The 17,182-nt window shown below is 54.8% G+C and carries 14 protein-coding genes; 7 read left to right on the forward strand and 7 right to left on the reverse strand.

From position 1 onward, the window contains the following. The first annotated feature begins 177 nt into the window (after window positions 1–177). From GN112_RS16195 to GN112_RS16205, 4 genes are all read left to right on the forward strand, one after another. Complete coding sequence (locus GN112_RS16195) at window positions 178–1,185, forward strand: sigma 54-interacting transcriptional regulator (RefSeq protein WP_162458963.1); 1,008 nt, start codon at window positions 178–180, stop codon at window positions 1,183–1,185. A 515-nt stretch (window positions 1,186–1,700) separates the two neighbouring features. Beyond that, the gene (locus GN112_RS16200; RefSeq protein ID WP_155311161.1) at window positions 1,701–3,038 is read left to right on the forward strand and encodes an ABC transporter substrate-binding protein; all 1,338 of its coding nucleotides are present in this window, start codon (window positions 1,701–1,703) and stop codon (window positions 3,036–3,038) included. A 277-nt stretch (window positions 3,039–3,315) separates the two neighbouring features. Beyond that, window positions 3,316–3,438 carry a hypothetical protein gene (locus tag GN112_RS34875; protein WP_269434920.1) on the forward strand — a complete coding sequence of 41 codons (123 nt, stop codon included), beginning with the start codon at window positions 3,316–3,318 and terminating at the stop codon, window positions 3,436–3,438. 134 nt (window positions 3,439–3,572) lie between these two features. Beyond that, window positions 3,573–4,898, forward strand: a complete 1,326-nt coding sequence (locus GN112_RS16205; protein ID WP_155311162.1) for a radical SAM/SPASM domain-containing protein — start codon at window positions 3,573–3,575, stop codon at window positions 4,896–4,898. A gap of 440 nt (window positions 4,899–5,338) precedes the next feature. Here GN112_RS16205 and GN112_RS16210 read toward each other — a convergent pair whose 3' ends face one another. From GN112_RS16210 to GN112_RS16225, 4 genes are read right to left on the reverse strand one after another with little or no spacing between them, the layout of a single operon-like run. Further along, window positions 5,339–5,671 carry a tetratricopeptide repeat protein gene (locus GN112_RS16210; protein WP_155311163.1) on the reverse strand — a complete coding sequence of 111 codons (333 nt, stop codon included), beginning with the start codon at window positions 5,669–5,671 and terminating at the stop codon, window positions 5,339–5,341. Between the two features lie 58 nt (window positions 5,672–5,729). After that, window positions 5,730–7,157, reverse strand: a complete 1,428-nt coding sequence (locus GN112_RS16215; RefSeq protein WP_155311164.1) for an NB-ARC domain-containing protein — start codon at window positions 7,155–7,157, stop codon at window positions 5,730–5,732. Window positions 7,158–7,194: 37 nt separating this feature from the next. Beyond that, complete coding sequence (locus GN112_RS16220) at window positions 7,195–9,039, reverse strand: TonB-dependent receptor plug domain-containing protein (RefSeq protein ID WP_155311165.1); 1,845 nt, start codon at window positions 9,037–9,039, stop codon at window positions 7,195–7,197. Window positions 9,040–9,047: 8 nt separating this feature from the next. Further along, window positions 9,048–10,394 (reverse strand): sigma-54-dependent transcriptional regulator, encoded by a 1,347-nt coding sequence (locus GN112_RS16225; protein ID WP_155311166.1) that lies wholly within the window; start codon window positions 10,392–10,394, stop codon window positions 9,048–9,050. Between the two features lie 309 nt (window positions 10,395–10,703). Here GN112_RS16225 and GN112_RS16230 point away from each other — a divergent pair, with 309 nt between their 5' ends. Then, complete coding sequence (locus tag GN112_RS16230; protein WP_155311167.1) at window positions 10,704–11,414, forward strand: hypothetical protein; 711 nt, start codon at window positions 10,704–10,706, stop codon at window positions 11,412–11,414. Window positions 11,415–11,502: 88 nt separating this feature from the next. Here GN112_RS16230 and GN112_RS16235 read toward each other — a convergent pair whose 3' ends face one another. Next, the gene (locus GN112_RS16235; RefSeq protein WP_331457531.1) at window positions 11,503–11,631 is read right to left on the reverse strand and encodes a hypothetical protein; all 129 of its coding nucleotides are present in this window, start codon (window positions 11,629–11,631) and stop codon (window positions 11,503–11,505) included. 557 nt (window positions 11,632–12,188) lie between these two features. Between GN112_RS16235 and GN112_RS16240 the strand changes: the two genes are divergently transcribed. Next, window positions 12,189–14,057, forward strand: coding sequence for a hypothetical protein (locus tag GN112_RS16240; protein ID WP_155311168.1), 1,869 nt, complete (start codon window positions 12,189–12,191; stop codon window positions 14,055–14,057). A 57-nt stretch (window positions 14,058–14,114) separates the two neighbouring features. Here GN112_RS16240 and nifS read toward each other — a convergent pair whose 3' ends face one another. Together nifS and nifU are read right to left on the reverse strand one after the other, a co-directional pair. Then, a complete protein-coding gene (gene nifS, locus GN112_RS16245; protein WP_155311169.1) occupies window positions 14,115–15,272 on the reverse strand; it encodes a cysteine desulfurase NifS in 1,158 nt (385 codons plus the stop codon). Between the two features lie 5 nt (window positions 15,273–15,277). After that, on the reverse strand, window positions 15,278–16,102 hold the full coding sequence (gene nifU / locus GN112_RS16250; protein ID WP_155311170.1) for a Fe-S cluster assembly protein NifU: 825 nt from the start codon (window positions 16,100–16,102) through the stop codon (window positions 15,278–15,280). Window positions 16,103–16,313: 211 nt separating this feature from the next. Here nifU and amrB point away from each other — a divergent pair, with 211 nt between their 5' ends. Continuing rightward, window positions 16,314–17,171, forward strand: coding sequence for an AmmeMemoRadiSam system protein B (gene amrB, locus GN112_RS16255; protein ID WP_155311171.1), 858 nt, complete (start codon window positions 16,314–16,316; stop codon window positions 17,169–17,171). The last annotated feature ends 11 nt before the right edge of the window (window positions 17,172–17,182 follow it).

Consider the following 17,182-nt stretch of genomic DNA (forward strand, 5'->3'; position numbering starts at 1 on the left):
AGGGCGATCCTCTTGGGGCCATTCACCCCCGAAAAATGCCTCTTTTTTGCCCGTTTCGCGCCCTCGTTCGCAAAAGCAGCCTGTGTCATAGTGGGTGGCAACACGGATAGACGCCGGCCGGAAAACATCCGGCCGGCATGTCGTCAACCCAGGCACCCCGAATCGGCCATGACACAGATGGACGCATCTACAACCGGCACCAGCATCAAGGACAAGGCGTTCATCACCGTCAACGCGATGATGCAGGCCTTGATCGCGCGCATCCGCCGCATCGCCCCAAAGGCCAGGCTGGTGCGCATCGCCGGTGAAAGCGGCACGGGCAAGGAGCGGATTGCCTGGCTGCTCCATGCCTGCAGCGGCCGAAAGGGAGCCTTCGTGGCCTTTAACGCGGCAGGGGTCGACGATCAATTTTTCGCCAGCACCTTGTTCGGTTATGAAAAAGGGGCGTTTACCGGTGCAATAAAAGCACGCCAGGGACTGGTTGAAAAGGCCCATGGCGGAACCCTGTTTCTGGACGAAATCGGCGATTTGAGCCCGACCTCCCAGACCAAGCTACTGCGCCTGATTCAGGAAGGCGAGTTCATGCCCCTGGGATCGGACAAACCCAAAACGGCCGATGTGCAGATTGTCGTGGCCACGCACCGGTGCCTGCGGGAAAGGGTTATCGAGGGAACGTTCAGGAAGGATCTTTATTTCCGATTGGACAGTCACCATATCGATCTTCCGCCCCTGCGCCAACGCCGGGATGACATCATCCCTTTAGTGAAGCACTTTGCCCAAAAAACAGCAAAGAAATTCAAGCTGTCCCGCCCCGAAATCGGCCAGGAGGTCTGGGACCTCTTGACCGGTTATGATTACCCCGGCAATGTCCGGGAGTTGCAGACCATGGTCGAAGTCGCCATGGTCGACGGCAACGGCAGGATCCATGCGGATACAATCTGCGACAAGATGGCACGCAACCGCATGCTGATGGACGATTCCGAGAATGAAGCCAGTTCGATAGCCCAGGCGTTGAAAAAGTGTTCGACCCTCCCGACCTTCGATGAACTCAACCAAATGCTTTTTCACGAAACACTGCGCCGCACCGGCGGCAACCAGGCACGGGCCGCCGAAATATTGGGCATCAGTCAATCGGCGGTCAGCCAGCGGCTGAAAAAGATAAGAGCAAACAGTCCCCACCGTTAACACCGGAGCGTTCACCACCCGGCCCGGAGACCAGACAATAGGTTCTTTTCCCGCACAAGTTTCAACTTGCCACCCCAATACGCATTCATCTATACATTATGATGTTTTCAATCCTGATGAACTCGTACAAATTGTCCGAATCGTCATGACGGACTTGATCCGGCATCCATAACCAATCGTAATGACGCGATTTCGGCTTCCGCCGGAATGAAAACAAACTTTGAGTCCGCCGGCGAGGTGATCGGCGATGCTCTTTTCGGTAAGGTGACCCCGTGGTACGTATTTTGGCTCTGCTTGTCCGTACGCTGTTAATCTTTTCCCTGGCCTTATTACCGCTTGCCTGCGAGCGTTCCCCGGTACTACCAGTGGCGGAGCCACCGCCAGCCGATACTCTGCGTTTCGATCTTTTTAGCCCTTTCCATTCATTGAATCCAAAAGAATCCGAATGCACGGGGGCGAGTTGGATATTCCCGCTGATTTTCAATACCCTCGCGAGGAGTTATCCAGACGGTCGCATGGAACCGGACCTTGCCAGAAACTGGCATTACAACCGCCAGGACCGGAGCTTATCCATTGAATTGCGACGAGACGCCAAGTTCCATGATGGTACTCCGGTTACATCCGAGGATGTCATCTTTTCCATCCAGCAACAAATTGATGGTCTTTTTCAAGACTCCAAACGAGCTATCCTTAAGATCGATCCGATTTCAAAACACGATTTCAAAATCATACTGCCTCACGATCAACCCGAGTTCTTTAAATTTGTTTATAAGACGATGATCCTACCCCGTCATCTATCACTGGCATCCCATCGGGATCATCCCATCGGCTCTGGCCCTTACCGCTTCGAGAAAAAACTCGATGATCGCCATATACGGCTCTCCGCCTTCCATGATTACTATGGTGGTAGCCCCGCCATCGAGCACGTGCTTTTCACGCATGTGACCGACATGGAGAAAACCTGGACACGGCTGCTGGCCGGAAAGACAGACATCGCCGCGCGCCTGGCCCCGGACAATTTTCGCCGAATGAAATTCATCCAGCAACGTTATCATATCAATCAATCACCATCCTGGTTTTGCAAGACCCTTTTGTTCAACCCCGCCGATCCGCGCCTCGCCGATGTCCGGGTACGCCGGGCCCTGAGCCTGGGCATCGATCGCGACCACATCGTGGAGAAGATATTCATAGGTTACGGACGCGTGGCCACGGGGCCTTTGGGTGTGGGGTCGCCCTATGGGCGGTCGGACCGCCCTCCGAGACCTTACGATCCCGTCGCAGCCCGAGAGCTGCTGAACGATGCCGGTTGGGAAATGGACACCGTCACGGAACTTTTTCAAAAAGGTGGTCTCAGATTGGAATTTGATTTGCTTTATATGCGTGAAAATCCCATCGATGAAAAGGTCGTACGCTTCATTCAGCTCTGTTTGGGCGATCTGGGGGTCAGGGTTCGCCCGGTGCCGGTCGACTACGCAACCCTCCAGCAATCATACCGTGGGAATACCGATTTTCAGGCCGTGCTTACGGAAACCATGGGATTGTACGATTCCCATACGCCCCTATTGTTAACCTGGATGCCAAACGAAAAGGGATGTTCCAACATGGGAGACTTCACCTCACCACGGATCACCGAGTTATTGATGGCCCTCGAAAACGCCGACTCCATGCAAGCGCAGCAGGCGATCTGCCAAGCCGTCGAAGATCAACTGCTGGCCCTCCAACCGGCGGCCTTCCTCTACCAGCCCACCGAAATAGACGTCGTTTCCAAACGCATCCACCTGCCCCATGTCTTTGCCGCCGACACCGGCAGTATCCGGTGCCTGTATCAGGCGCACATCCTATCCCATCGATAACTTAAACAACGCCTTTCTCCCCAATTCAAAACCTTATTGCCGCCATTAGTTTTCCAATAAAACAGTAATTGCCTGTTATTGCTGTCATTTCTACCTATTTCGATCACTCGCCCAATTCATGATATTATTTTTCTTATGGGGATATGGTCGTTCCAGCCCAAAAATTCTTCTTAAATATATAATATAATTGATAATTATATCATTGGCATGATGGGTGCGTTACCCATTAACAACTCCGGAGGGAAACTGACAACAATACAACACAAGGAGAATTGAAATGAACTCGAACAAACACAGCAAGGCAAAAGAGATCGTCATCGTCGCCACACCGGGAACCTACCAAGCGCCAAACCAGCTTTCCATCTGCTGCGAAAGTGGTGGCCCCTCGATCCGGACCTAACCCCTAACCCCCGCCGGGGCCGTCCAGGCCCCGGCAGCCCCAACCCAACCGAAGCCAAGGGCCCTTACTTCCGGTTGTCAACCTCGCCGGGGAGCCAAAACTCCCCGGCGCCATACCAAGACCAGGAGGTAAGCATGCCAACCCATAAAATTTCTTGTCATATATTAGATGGTTCATTCACCTACCGCGGGGTGGAATACGCCACCCTGCACCACACCCTGACCAAGGCCGACTGCATCCTGCCCCGGTCGGCATGGAAACGCGTGGCCGACAACGATCCGGACCTCAAGCAAACCGTTCTATGGCCTACCCTCAAGGCACAGGGCTTTCTGGTTCCGGCCGGGACGGACGAGTTCCAGCTTTTCCTGGAGTGGCGCAACGACCATGCGCGCAATTATGGCGAAGTGAAGAGCCGCGTCCTGTACACCCGCGTGTGCGACAACGACTGCGCCTATTGTTCCCTCATGCCGCACCTGCGCCGTGGTTTCCACATGAGCGCCGAAACGGCCCGGCTGATGGATCGCTTCCATGCGGCCTTTATCGAAGAAAAGCGCCCCCTGGCCGCCCGGGACGCCTTTTTGGGCGGCGAGCCCTTCCTCAACTACGCGGTCATGCGCGATTCAGCCCGCCGGCGGCTTGCCTGCTGCCAGGCGCAGGGCATCCCGTACCGGTTTTCGGTTACCACCAACGGCAAACACCTGAACGTGGCGCGGATCGATGCCTTGCTGGCATGCGGGCTGGAAACCCTGCACGTCAGCCTGGCCGGCCCGGCCGAGGTGCATGACCGCCTGCGGCCCTCCCTGGGCGGCGGCCCCAACTACCACAAGGTGCTGGGCAACCTGGCGGCGATCAGCGGCCGGGTGCCCGTGATCATCGAGTACCAGTACGATGCCGCGGCCGAGGACTACCGCCGCATCGGCGAGATGATCGCCGATTTTGGGAAACGGGATATCGAGATCGCCGGCATCGAGGTGACCCCCATCCTGCCCCGGCGCCAGGACAACCGCTTCACCGCCGGATTCGGCGACTTGACGATCCTGCACTGGATTAACGCCGTGATCGAAGACGCGGGCTTTCCCGCCGACCGATCCGCGCCCCTGTTCGCCTGCATCGCCGACCAGAAAGCCTACCATGTGTATGACGTGGACGGCAGCATCATCCCCTGTCCCTCCCTGCAACTGGGCGAGCGGGCCTACGGCCATGTGACCACGGGCATCGACTACGTGGCCGAGACCCAGCTCCTGGAACGTCGGTTCCCGGAGGAATGCCGCACCTGCGCCCTACTGCCCACCTGCATGGGCGGCTGCCGCCTGCGGGCCGACATGGAGAACGGCGACTTCAACGGCGTGATCTGCAACCGCGACCACCTGGAAACGGAGCTGAAACGGTATATGCGCCAAAAGGCGAAGGACGAGTTGGAAAGGCGGGATGCCTGCGGAGAATTGTTCGCGATCGGGTAAAACAAAAATCGATCTTTACGACGTGACCGGGCTCCATATGTTGTTTTCGGAACCTGGTCTTTTGTTTTCACATCGCGGGCATGGCTCGCTCTTACTGGCCGTGGGATGCATGGCCGTTTGGAGGCTTGAATTGATACGATAACCTTCCGGCCCCGAATATTTATCCCCCCATCGTCGGTGAGCCGCCTTCGGCGAAACATGGCGATGCCGTGTAGGAGCGGCCCATGGCCGCGATAACCAATGGCGATCCAACGGCTGTGTCGCAGGCGTTGCCAGCTCCTACTGGCCGAGCCATGACCGGATTAAGAGCGGACCACGCCCGTGTAGAATAAAAAACAGATCCAAATGTGGAAACCGCGATCACCATTCATTGGCGTTGTCAGCGAAGCGGTTGGCGTAATCGGTATCGATGAATAGTGAAAACGATTGGGTTTCGTTCCTCAACCCAATCGACGATGCGCGCGATTTTCCCGCCACCGGTCAAGCTGTTTCGCCACCTTTTCAACATGCGGGTCATTGAGCTGCTGCATTCTTTCAAGGGCCTTTTCGCCGATGGCGATGGCCATATCGATGTCTCCCTTCTCACCATGAGCATGGGCGATGTTGATTTCATTCCGCTTGGAAGGATCGTCCAATTCGGGGACTGCCTGGACGGCCTTTTCCAGAACATCCACCGCTTCCCGGTAGGTTTCGCGCCGGACATGGACACTCCCCATGCTGCCCCGGGCTACAAACACATAGTACTTGTCTCCGGCCTTTTCGGCAGTTTCCATGAGACGTTGACCCGTTTTCAGAGCCGCATCGAAATTATCGAGTCGCTTGTTTCATTGATTATAAACCCTGAAGCAGGTTCCCGGCATGGGCCACGAGCAGGGCGTGCATCTGAAAACGGTCGTTTTTCAAGGGATCGAGCAGGCCTCGGTTGGCCAATTCCGTGACCGCCGGCTTAGGATCCCGGACGCCGATGCCGGCCCATGCGGCCGTTATTCTTCTCAAATCGAATGTGGCCGGTTTGGGGGCCAATGCGCCCAGGGCGGCGAAACAGATTCTCGTTTTTTCATCCAAACGGTCCGTGCTCTTTCGAAACAGCATTTCCACGGTGGGAATCCTGCCGTCCACCGGGTCGAAAAGATCGTGGGGGGCACGCTCTTGGAAAACCGAGCTGATGCTTTCTATCAGTTCATCCAACAGCTTCTTTACGTTGCCGGGCCAGATTTCGGATTCCATTCTCAGCATGCGGCCGACAACATGAATTGCCAGCGGCAGGTTTTCCAGGGCGTTTACCAGTTCAATACACCGCTCGTTATTTTCTTCGACCACCGCCGGTATCAAGATCTTCAGCAATGTCATGGAATCTGCCTCTCTGAAAACATCCAATCGATAGACCGACTCCGGAGCGTAGACCAGGTGCTGAGCGATTTCCGGGGATCGTGAGGTGATAATCAGCGCGTTGGTGTCCCCCACGGATTGCCTGAAACCGGCCACGTGATCCACTTCCCAGGCGTCATCCAACAAGAGCAGCAACCGTTTGCCGGCGACCCGGTCCCGCAAAATGGAAATGGCTTTATCCAGACTGGTGGTTTGCCGCAGCTCCCGGCTGTCCAGCAAATGACGCTGCCCCAGGGTGCTGAATCCCGTAATCGGATTGAATCCCACCCCCATCGGCATCCAGATGATCCCGTCCGGAAAACCATCCTGCACGGCGGCATCGTTGGCCAGGGCGGCGGCAAAGGTGGTCTTGCCCACGCCGGGCCATCCATGGATGGCGATCATCTGACCATTGGTTTCGGCGGTGAGAAGATCCCTGATTGTCTCCAGGTCCGAGCCTCTTCCCACAAAAATTGGCGGCGTCGAAGGAATGGAGATGATTGTTTTACCATCTGTCGGCTCGATATATTCCGGTTCGATGGGATTCGTGCCGGCTTTCATCACCCTTGGTTTTGCACGATAAAGGGCATTGGTGAGGTCTCTTTCGGCGATGCGCTCATCGACAAAGGCCTGGGCTTCCAGGCCGAAGAAAGCCGCCACCTGATCCACGCGTTTAAGGGGCAGCCCCTCCTTGGGCCATCTACGGATCTGCTTCAAATCGTAGTAATCAACAAATCTCGCCCACCGTGGTGCCCAGATCTGCTTACGGTTACTGCCATGCTTGTTTTCTTCAACGATTTCTTCGTAGCTGGAAGTAAATAAGGTAACGGCCAGCCCGAATCGCCTGCCGGCCAGTTGCGAGCGTTTGTCCGTTTTTCTTCCCGCTGTCATTTAGCACTCCGTATCGATAAGTGTTCCGGTATCATCTTCAAAAAACAAACTGCAGCCCCCCCTCCACCCAGCGCCCCGGTTTGGGCCAGTTGGGGCGGACGATATAGTCGGAATCGGTCAGGTTATGGATATTGGCGAACAGCTTGTATCGACCGTATGATGTTGGCGTGGGCAGGCGAAACGTGAGCTTGTAATCCCAGACGAACCGCTTGTCCCGGGTTTCCGGAAAACTGGAATTGTGGTCGACCATCCGACCCACCAGCGTGTGGGTGAAGCGTCCCCCTGTGTACAGGACTCGCGCCGTATAGATCAGTTTCGGAATATCCTCGATTCTCTCGTCGGTCTTCTCGTTGAAAACATCCACGTAAGTGCCGCCGAAATGGAACGCCAAACCGAAATCCGAAAATACGCTGACACCGCCTTCGATTCCCTGGCGGGTCACCGTTTCGATGTTTTGATGCCGCTCGGTTTCGTAATTGTAAGTGATCAGGTCGTCCACATCGGCCCGGAAAAAAGTAAGCTCGACCTTGAAATACCGGTTCGGCTGAATCTGCCCGCCGATCTGATAATTGACGGCCGTTTCCGCCTTAAGGTCCGGATTCCCATAGGTGGGATCGTTGACCAAGGACGCCGGCGGCGCCGAAAATCCCCGGGACACCTGGGCTCGGATCAATGCATCGTATCGCGAAAACGGGTAAACCGCGCCAAGGGAGGGGCTGAGTTCGTTTCCGAAATTGAAATTGTCGTCATAACGCAGGCCGGCGTTGACATGGACCGGCCCCATGGCGATGGTGTCGTTGACCCAGACCGCCCAATTTCGGGTGTCATAGGCTTCCTGGTAATAGGTCCAATCATACTTCCCCCAATCGATATCGCATCCGGCGGTCACCGCATGCTGCCTAGGGGCGTCCCATTGCATGCGGGCGCTCCCCCCCCACAGTTCATCTTCATAGTCACTGTAGAGTTCCCGATGATCGACATACACATCATCGACTCGTGTCTCGTATCGATGGTGCCGCAGTTCCACGGTCAGGATCGTCGCATCGGTCGGAGCGGTTTCGAAAGACAGGGTTTGGTAGGCCCGCCGCTGTTCCCGGTCATCCCAGAAATCCGGCTCGTCCGGCAGCCACTCGGCATCTCGCCCGGTATTGGAAAAGGCGACGAAACGGACCTGGCCGGTTTGGCCCACACCATAATCGAGTTTGGCGTATCCCCCGTTCTGACGATATTCGGAATGGTCAAAGAATCCGTCGCTCTTTTCATGCACACCGGACACCAGCCAGCCCAATTGTCCCTTGAAACCGCTGACGCCGGCCCGGATCCGACGGGTATGGTTTTCGCCGCAGGAACCGGTGGCATCGATGGAAAGGGGCTTTTTCCGGTCAGGGTCCTTGGTGATAATGTTGATCACGCCTCCCAGCGAAGAGCCCCAGGCGGCCGATGCCACCCCCTTGACCACCTCTATTTTTTCTATATTATCAACGGGCAGATAAGCCAGATCGGTTTGCGGGTTGGCCATCATTTCCAGGGGAACATTGTCCTGGTACACGGCCACGTGCCTTGTCTCGCACCCTTGAATACTGATTCCATTAGCCGGACTTCCGGGCCCGCTGTCGATCTCCACAAATACCCCGGGGAGGTACTGCAGCACCTCGGCGACATTGGTGGCCGGCAGACGTTCAATCTCCTCGGCCGTGATCACGGTCACGTTGGCGGTGGTCTGATCCTCACGAACCGGAGACCGGGTGGCGGTCACCACAACCGGTTCTATAACATACGCGTTTTCCGGGGATAGCTCCGCGGCGGGTGCAATCGAAATGCAAAAAAGCAGCAGAACCAGTGCGCCAATGCAGGCAGTTGTCCAGAAAGCAGAAGATATCACTGTTGAACTCAATACTCCAGTCGGTACTTTTTGACCTTCTCGATCAATGTTTTTCGGCTGATGCCCAAGAGCTGGGCGGCCTGGCTCTTGTTGCCGTCGGTTCGCCGAAGGGCCAGGTCCATGGTAAACTTCTCCATCTCCACCAGGTTGAGATCGGAAAGTTCCGCCTCGTTGGTCGCCGCGTCAAAGGGAAGGTCAGCGGTGGTGATCGTGTCGTCCCGGCAGATGATCACCGCCCGTTCAATGACATTGATCAGTTCGCGCACGTTACCGGGCCAGTCGTACCGTCGCAGGGCGTGCAGGGCTGCCTCGGACAGGCCTTGGATGCTACGTCCGTATCGTTGACCGAATTGGGTCAGATAGTAGCTGGCCAACAGGGGAATATCTTCCCTGCGCTGCCTGAGGGGCGGCATTTCGATCCCATAGACGTTGATACGATAAAATAGGTCGCTGCGAAAAGTCCCCATCCCCATTTTTTTCTTCAGGTCCTGGTTGGTTGCCGCAATCAGGCGAAAGTCCGATTTAACGGCCGCCGTGCCCCCCACCCGGGTAAACCGTTTGGATTCCAGGACACGCAACAGTTTGGTCTGGAATGTGGCGGGCGCGTCCCCGATCTCGTCCAGAAACAGGGTGCCCTGGTCGGCCATTTCAAAAAACCCCAGGTGCCGATCGACCGCTCCCGTAAAGGCGCCCCGTTCATGCCCGAACAATTCGCTCTCCAGCACGCCGGAAGAAAACTCGCCGCAGTTAACCGCAAAAAAGGTCTCGGAAAGCCGGCCGCTTTGCTCGTGGATCAGCTGGGCCACCAGCTCTTTGCCCGAACCGGTCTCGCCGGAAATCAGCACCGTGGCCGGCAGCCCGGCCACCAACTGGATCGATTCGACCACCTTTTGGATGGCAGGGGAGCGGCCGATGAGTGTTGCCGGCGGCTTCATCCCCAGTTCCCGTTTTTTCTTGAATATGGCCAGGTGGCGCTGCATCTGACCTTTTGCCAGGGCTTCGCGTACCGTGGCCCAGAAAAGCGGCAACTTGTCGGTAATGGGCTTTTCGAAATAGTGAAAAGCCCCCTGCTGGACCGCCTGGACCGCCTGCTCGGTGGAACCGAAGGCCGTAATCAGAATCACCGGGGTCGCCGGTGCCCGATCACTTACCCGATGAAACAGGTCGAGACCGCTCATCGCCGGCATCTGGACATCGGAAATGATCAGATCAGGGGGATCGCGGTCCAACGCATCAAGCGCCTTTTGCGGGCAATCAAAGGTGTTGAGGTCAAAATCCTGATCCTCGGTAAGGGAAGCAAAAAGATCTAGAAACGCCTCGTTGTCATCGACAAGGAAAATTGTAGGTCTGCTCATGGTCAATCACGACGTCAGGCTGAATAGTATTTTTTCAGAACCGTTTCTCCGGCACCCAAGCCTGTGTAAGAAGGTGACAGAAAACCAGGACAAAATGGGCAAACAACCGTAACCGATCGTTACAGAATCGCATTGCTATCCCACCACAGGCAAAAAAAACCTTTTTATATCAATAGGTTTAATCGATAGCCATTCATTCATCGATTGGCACTGCTTTTGTATAAAAACTACTGTTTAAAGAAATAAAAACTATAACCGCATCGTAAATGCAAGGTAAAATCCATTAATTTCCAAATGAACAAATGACTCATGATTCCCGCCTCGATCGTAAAACGGCACCGCGATTCCATCAGGCAAAAACTGAAACTCACTGACATGACCGGACTGGTCCTCTATGAGATTAACAACGGATACACACCCTCATCGCGAAACGACCCCATGAACTATCCAAATGACATCCTTGATCATCTACCGGTAATTATCTCGGTAATCGACATGCAAACCCATGAAGTGCTCTACGCCAGTCGGCACATGAAGAAAATATTCGGTGACATCGCTGAAAAAATGTGCTGGCAGGTGTTTCAGAAGGATCAAAGTGGCCCGTGCCAGTTCTGCAGCAATCATCAGCTGATGGACGAGGAAGGTTTGCCCACCGGAAGCTGCCGGCGGCAGGTGAAAAATGAGTTGACCCAGTGCTGGTACGACATCATCGACGTAGCGACGATGACGGAGGACGGCCGCATGGTCAAAATGGGCATTGCCATCGACATCACCGATCAGATGACACAACAGCCATCCCGCCGGCCCCGGCGCGGCCCCGAAAATGACGACCCCGACCGATTGGAGGCGATGGTTGTGGTCTGCTCCCATTGCAACAAACTGCGTGACGAATCCGGCCAATGGGAGTCGCCAGCAGGCTATTTCCACAAGCATCTCGGGACCCATGTCAGCCATGGCATCTGCGAGAAATGCGCGGCCAAACTGTATCCCTGGATTTTTGATGGGAAAGAGGATGATTGACGGAACCGGATAGACAAAACGCATCGGGGGAAAGCCGAACACGTTCCCCCGACGTTTTTCAGGCTTGCCGGGCCTGCTGCCAGAACGGTTACATTTGCCGCAAGCGCTCGATGATGGGCGGCATCTTCTCGATGATGAAATCGATCTCTTCCTCCGTATTGTAAATGCTCAGGCTGTAACGGATCGATCCGTGGGCGGCGGTGAAGGGAACGCCCATGGCACGTAGCACATGGGACGGTTGTGGTCTGCTCCCATTGCAACAAACTGCGTGACGAATCCGGCCAATGGGAGTCGCCGGCAGGCTATTTCCATAAGCATCTCGGAACCTATGTCAGCCATGGCATCTGCGAGAAATGCGCGGCCAAACTGTATCCCTGGATTTTTGATGGACACTGATTGTTATCAATTAGTTCGTAGGATTCCGAAGCGGAGTTCGGTCACTGGTAATAGCGATTTAATTCTTAGCCAAGATCACCGGCTATTTTCTTAGCCAAAACCATCGAATATTTCTTGCCAACCATCCTCTCATTTCATCTAATTCCCTAAATATTTGATAGCACCACCGCAGCCTATGTACGTAATGCGCAGCAAAGCTGTCTCCACAATATCTAAAACCAACCTAATATATTATTCATTGAGTAAAAAAACGAAACTATGGTATCAAAAAAATGAGATTTAATTAAACTTTTGAGCATAAGCTGACGATTGTTACATTTTGAATACGTTCCTAACATCACCACAATTATCACAACTATTATGAAGAAAGGATGGTTAATGATGCAGGGTGGCAGAGCATTAAATTCGAGGTTGATCATTTTGTTAATAGCGGTATCTCTCATGTTCATCGGCGTGGGATGTGGCGGTGGCGGCGGCGGCGGCAGTAGCGAAACAACTGAATCGACCGTCAGCGGTATCGCCGCTGCCGGGGCTCCCATTGTCGGGACCGTTAACATTCGCGGCGCCGACGGTGTCACATCCTACAGCGCCATTGAGGCGGATGGCAGCTATACCGTGGATGTGAGCGCGATGACACCACCATTCGTTATTTGGGCCGATGGGAGTGCCAATGGTCGCAGTGTGACGCTTTACTCGACGATTGACGAACCCGGGACGGTTAACGTTACCCCCGCAACCGATGTCATTGTCGCTACTGCATTGGGACAAGATCCGGAGGATTATTATGACGACAATCCAGATGCCGGCCCACCATCCAGCGATGCAATGGAAGACGCCCAAAATTTGATCACGGACTTACTGTCGAGTGTTTTTGCAAGCCTGGATATGCCCCAAGATTTCGATTTGATGAACGGATCTTTTACTGTTGGTGAAGAAGGATTCGATCAGGTATTGGATGCGGTTAGCATGACATCAGACGATACAACGGTGTCATTAACCGATAACGCGTCCGGCGAGGTTCTCTTTTCTGACGATTCGACTACCGATGGAATTGACGAAGAACTTTCTCCCGATGAGATAGATGATATTGTTGGCCCGACCATTGACAGGATTGACCAAATCACTGAATCTTTTAACACAATTTTGGCTTTGTATGAGACGAGTGAACCCTCCCTTGATACGTTGATGACCGTTGCGCGTCCATTGATGACCGACGATTTCCTAGATGATGGCAGCAATGCCGACGATATGCTTGAGCGATGGTTGATGGATGACGACGAGGGTCCGATTGTCGGCATGTCACTGGTATCCGTTGCTCCTTATCGGGAAATGAAGAGCCATACTTTGCTTGGACAGACGATTGATGAAAAGGGAGATTATGCTAATGGATTATGGTGTTATATAACAGTGAGATGGGGCGACAATATTGAAACTTTTCCTACCAGTTTCGTTCAATCGACCGAGGGTGCCGAGTGGAAGTGGTATGGCGATCGTAATCCTTTTTTAGACGGCGGCGATGTTGACGCCGAAGCCGTTCAAATTATTCAAGGCGATTACACCACCTACTATAGTGGTTTGGATGTTTGGATAGAAGATACAGGGAACGTTGCCTACACGTCGGGAATTGTCGCTGTCGTTATTATTAACAATTCCTTCCCCCTTATTGCAACGGACACGGATGATTCAATTCGTGGATTGGTGTTAGCACGCATGGATGATGTAAGCCCAGAATACAAAATCACGAACGTGGAAACGGCTTACCATTCAAATTTTTATTCCGAAACCGATGGGCTGGACATTGCCGGCATGACAGACATGGAGTTTCTATTCGTGGGTATAGATGAAGCAGGCACTCCGAAACTTGTCTGGATCGATGTTCTCTCTAGAAAGCCCCTGCATGAAACCGATCTTGAAAGCGACATGTTTCCGGTTCTCATTTCTCCGACAACTCTCGCGGAGCTGGACATTCCGGGTACGGTGACGGTTTCATGGCAGAATCCGTCAAATGAATACACTGATTTTGTGGATTGGGTCGATCTGAGCTGGTGGAATTACAATGGTGATACGCGAATGGACAGCGACAATCCTGCATGGTTGGATAGTTCTCTTGATCTTGCGGATTGGACATCTACTGCTTTTGATACCAGCGCCACCACCATTACCCAGCCGACGGGCGCCTGCATTGGAATACAAACACAAAGCGAAACGGATGACTTTGAATTCGAAACGATTTATTACCTGTATTAATTAGTACGAGAGAACCAATAGAGGGGGCTGGAGGTTTGACCTTCAGCCCCCTTATTCTTACCTCTGCCAGAACGGTGACATCTGGCGCAAACGCTCGATGATGGTCGGCATCTTATCGATGATGAAATCGATCTCTTCCTCCGTATTGTAAATGCTCAGGCTGTAACGGATCGATCCGTGGGCGGCGGTGAAGGGAACGCCCATGGCACGTAGCACATGGGACGGCTCCAGGGAGCCGGACGTGCAGGCCGATCCCGATGAGGCACAGATGCCGTGCTGGTCCATGAGCAGCAGGATCGCCTCTCCCTCAACATATTCGAAGGCAATACTGGTCGTATTGGGCAGCCGGTTCTCCGGATCTCCATTGATCATGCTGTGGGGCACCCGGTTGAGCAATTCGGTTTCGAGTTTGTCCCGCAGGGCCTTTACCCGGGTGTTCTCATCCTGCATGCTCTCCATGGCCAACTGGGCGGCCCGGCCCATGCCGATGATCGAGGCCGTGTTCTCGGTGCCGGCCCGGCGGCCGCCTTCCTGGTGCCCGCCCATGAGAAAGGGGGCAAACTGGGTGCCCTTACGGACGTAGAGCACACCGATTCCCTTGGGGGCATGCAGTTTGTGCCCGGAGAGGGAAAGCATATCAATTGCCGAGTCGGCCATGGTGATAGGCATTTTGCCCACCGCCTGGACCGCATCGGTGTGGAACACAATCCCCCGTTCACGCACCTTGCGGGCAATCTCCTCCACCGGAAAAATCGTTCCGGTTTCGTTGTTGGCCCACATCACACTGACCACAGCGGTGTCGTCGGAAAGATTTTTATAAAGGGTGTCAAGGTCCAGGCGTCCCTGCCGGTCCACAGGCACGACGGTTACCCGATATCCCTTTTTCCCCAGGTGCTCGAACAGATTTTTCACCGCCGGGTGCTCAACCCGGGTGGTGATGATGTGCTTTTTCTCCGGGTTGGAGCGGATGGCCGCATAAATGGCCGTGCTGTCGCTCTCCGTGCCACAACTGGTAAAGAGAATCTCTTCGGGCAGGGCCCCCAAAAGCTGCGCCACCTGCTCACGCGCCGCCCTGACCTTGCTGCCCACACTGCCGCCAAAGGTATGCATGCTGGAGGGGTTGCCGTACAGGTCGGAGAAATAGGGCAGCATCGCTTCCAGCACTTCCGGTGCCACACGGGTCGTGGCATTGTTGTCCACATAGATGGGATTCATCTTGGCTACACCTCCTCGACGACCAGATCCTGAGACACCAGATCCTTGAGTTTGGTCTCCACATAGTGCTTCAGGGTGATCTGGGACTTGCTGCACGAGGCACAGGTACCGCGCAATTTGACCATCACCCGGTTACCGTCCACATCCACCAGTTCGATGTCGCCGCCGTCCTGGTTCAGGGCCGGTTTGATCTCCCGCTCCAACGTAGCGTCAATCATCTTGATTTTCTGGATATTGGTCAGGGCTTCGGGCTTTTTGGCCGCCCGGGGAGCGTTGCCCAGGATGTCATCAATGATAAACTGGATCTTGTCGTGGCAGTTTTCGCAGCCACCGCCGGCCTTCACATAATCGGTCACCTCCTCGATGGATGTGAGCCCGTTCTCCTTGACTGCCCGCTCGATCTGCCGGTCGGTCACACCGAAGCATTCACAGACGATCTCGCCCTCGACTTGTTTCTCGGCCTCGCCACGGTAGTAGGCGATTGCCTTTTCCATGGCGTCGCGGCCCATCACCGAACAGTGCATTTTCTCTTTGGGCAGGCCACCCAGAAAATCGGCAATATCCTCATTGGTTACCTTTGCGGCCTCATCCAGGGTCATGCCCTTGACCATCTCGGTCAGGGCCGACGAGGAGGCAATCGCACTGGCACAGCCGAAGGTCTGGAATTTGGCATCGGCAATGCGTTCGCCTTCGTCCAGCTTGAAGGTCAGCTTGAGCGCATCGCCACATGCCAGGGAGCCCACTTCTCCGAGGCCGTCAAAATCATCGATGAACCCCACATTACGCGGGTTAAGAAAATGATCTTTCACTTTATTCGTATAATCCCACATGGTTTCCTCCGGGGTAACAGGGTGCTTACAGGGCAAAATGACAGCAGGATGCCCGTTGTCCTCAGTCCTGCCGGCTTCATGGCTTTCCCTACAATAATCATGATCTTTTAAAAGAAAAGCCGTGACCGGACTGTTTTTCTATGACAAAATTAATATCTTGCCGCAGATGAACCATGCGTGCATTCCAGACTGATGATAAGGAGGTTGGGTCATGAACCTAAGAAAATCGGTCTTTTCCGGAAGCTGGTATCCGGCGGGCCAAGGGGAGTGTGAAGCACAAATCCGGCAATTCCTCGACGAGGGCAAAAGCTACCCCCTGTCCATTGATGCCCCTGTCGGCGGCGTCGTTCCCCATGCCGGCTGGTTTTTTTCCGGGAGCGTCGCCTGCAACGTGATCCACCGGCTGGCCCAAGGCCGGGCAGCCGAAGTGGATGTGGTGGTCGTTTTCGGCATGCACCTGCACCCCGGATCCGCCCGTTATATCATGCCCGAGGGCGCCTGGGAGACCCCTTTGGGTCCGGTTTCCGTGGATGCGGCCCTGGCCGGCGAACTGACCCGCCAGTACACCTTTCAGCTGGAAACCCCAAGCCGCTTTCAGCAGGACAACACCATCGAGCTGCAGATGCCGTTTATCCGTTACTTCTTTCCCGATTCGCGTGTGGTGGCCATGGGGGTCCCGCCCGCCGCCGAAACCCTCGCTTTGGCCAAATCCGTGGTGGAAACGGCCAGGGACCTGGGCCTTTCCATTGTGACCATCGGCTCCACGGACCTGACCCATTACGGCCCCAACTATGGGTTCACATCAAAAGGCACGGGCCAGGCGGCCGTTGACTGGGTACGCCGGGAGAATGATCGCCGCGTGATCGATGCCATGATCCGCATGGATCCGGAGGCGGTGCTCCGGGAAGGGATTGAAAATGAAAACGCCTGTTGCAGCGGTGCCGCGGCGGCGGCGATCACTGCGGGGAAAACCATGGGGGCCCGCCGGGGTGAGCAATTGGTCTACGCCACCAGCTACGACAAAAGTCCGGGAAGCAGCTTCGTGGGGTATGTGGGGGTTGTCTTCTGATTGGAACGGCA

Origin of the sequence: Desulfosarcina ovata subsp. ovata, assembly GCF_009689005.1 — a bacterium.
In the GTDB taxonomy this organism is placed as follows: domain Bacteria; phylum Desulfobacterota; class Desulfobacteria; order Desulfobacterales; family Desulfosarcinaceae; genus Desulfosarcina; species Desulfosarcina ovata.

Excerpts from the sequence above, each read along its gene's own strand:
- GN112_RS16235 (WP_331457531.1), bottom strand. The coding sequence starts at position 11,631 with ATGGGCGTTCCCTTCACCGCCGCCCACGGATCGATCCGTTACAGCCTG.
- GN112_RS16230 (WP_155311167.1), top strand. The coding sequence starts at position 10,704 with ATGATTCCCGCCTCGATCGTAAAACGGCACCGCGATTCCATCAGGCAA.
- amrB (WP_155311171.1), top strand. The coding sequence starts at position 16,314 with ATGAACCTAAGAAAATCGGTCTTTTCCGGAAGCTGGTATCCGGCGGGC.
- GN112_RS16225 (WP_155311166.1), bottom strand. The coding sequence starts at position 10,394 with ATGAGCAGACCTACAATTTTCCTTGTCGATGACAACGAGGCGTTTCTA.
- GN112_RS16210 (WP_155311163.1), bottom strand. The coding sequence starts at position 5,671 with ATGGAAACTGCCGAAAAGGCCGGAGACAAGTACTATGTGTTTGTAGCC.
- GN112_RS16195 (WP_162458963.1), top strand. The coding sequence starts at position 178 with ATGGACGCATCTACAACCGGCACCAGCATCAAGGACAAGGCGTTCATC.
- nifS (WP_155311169.1), bottom strand. The coding sequence starts at position 15,272 with ATGAATCCCATCTATGTGGACAACAATGCCACGACCCGTGTGGCACCG.
- GN112_RS16240 (WP_155311168.1), top strand. The coding sequence starts at position 12,189 with ATGATGCAGGGTGGCAGAGCATTAAATTCGAGGTTGATCATTTTGTTA.
- GN112_RS16205 (WP_155311162.1), top strand. The coding sequence starts at position 3,573 with ATGCCAACCCATAAAATTTCTTGTCATATATTAGATGGTTCATTCACC.
- GN112_RS16200 (WP_155311161.1), top strand. The coding sequence starts at position 1,701 with ATGGAACCGGACCTTGCCAGAAACTGGCATTACAACCGCCAGGACCGG.
- GN112_RS16215 (WP_155311164.1), bottom strand. The coding sequence starts at position 7,157 with ATGACAGCGGGAAGAAAAACGGACAAACGCTCGCAACTGGCCGGCAGG.
- nifU (WP_155311170.1), bottom strand. The coding sequence starts at position 16,102 with ATGTGGGATTATACGAATAAAGTGAAAGATCATTTTCTTAACCCGCGT.
- GN112_RS34875 (WP_269434920.1), top strand. The coding sequence starts at position 3,316 with ATGAACTCGAACAAACACAGCAAGGCAAAAGAGATCGTCATCGTCGCC.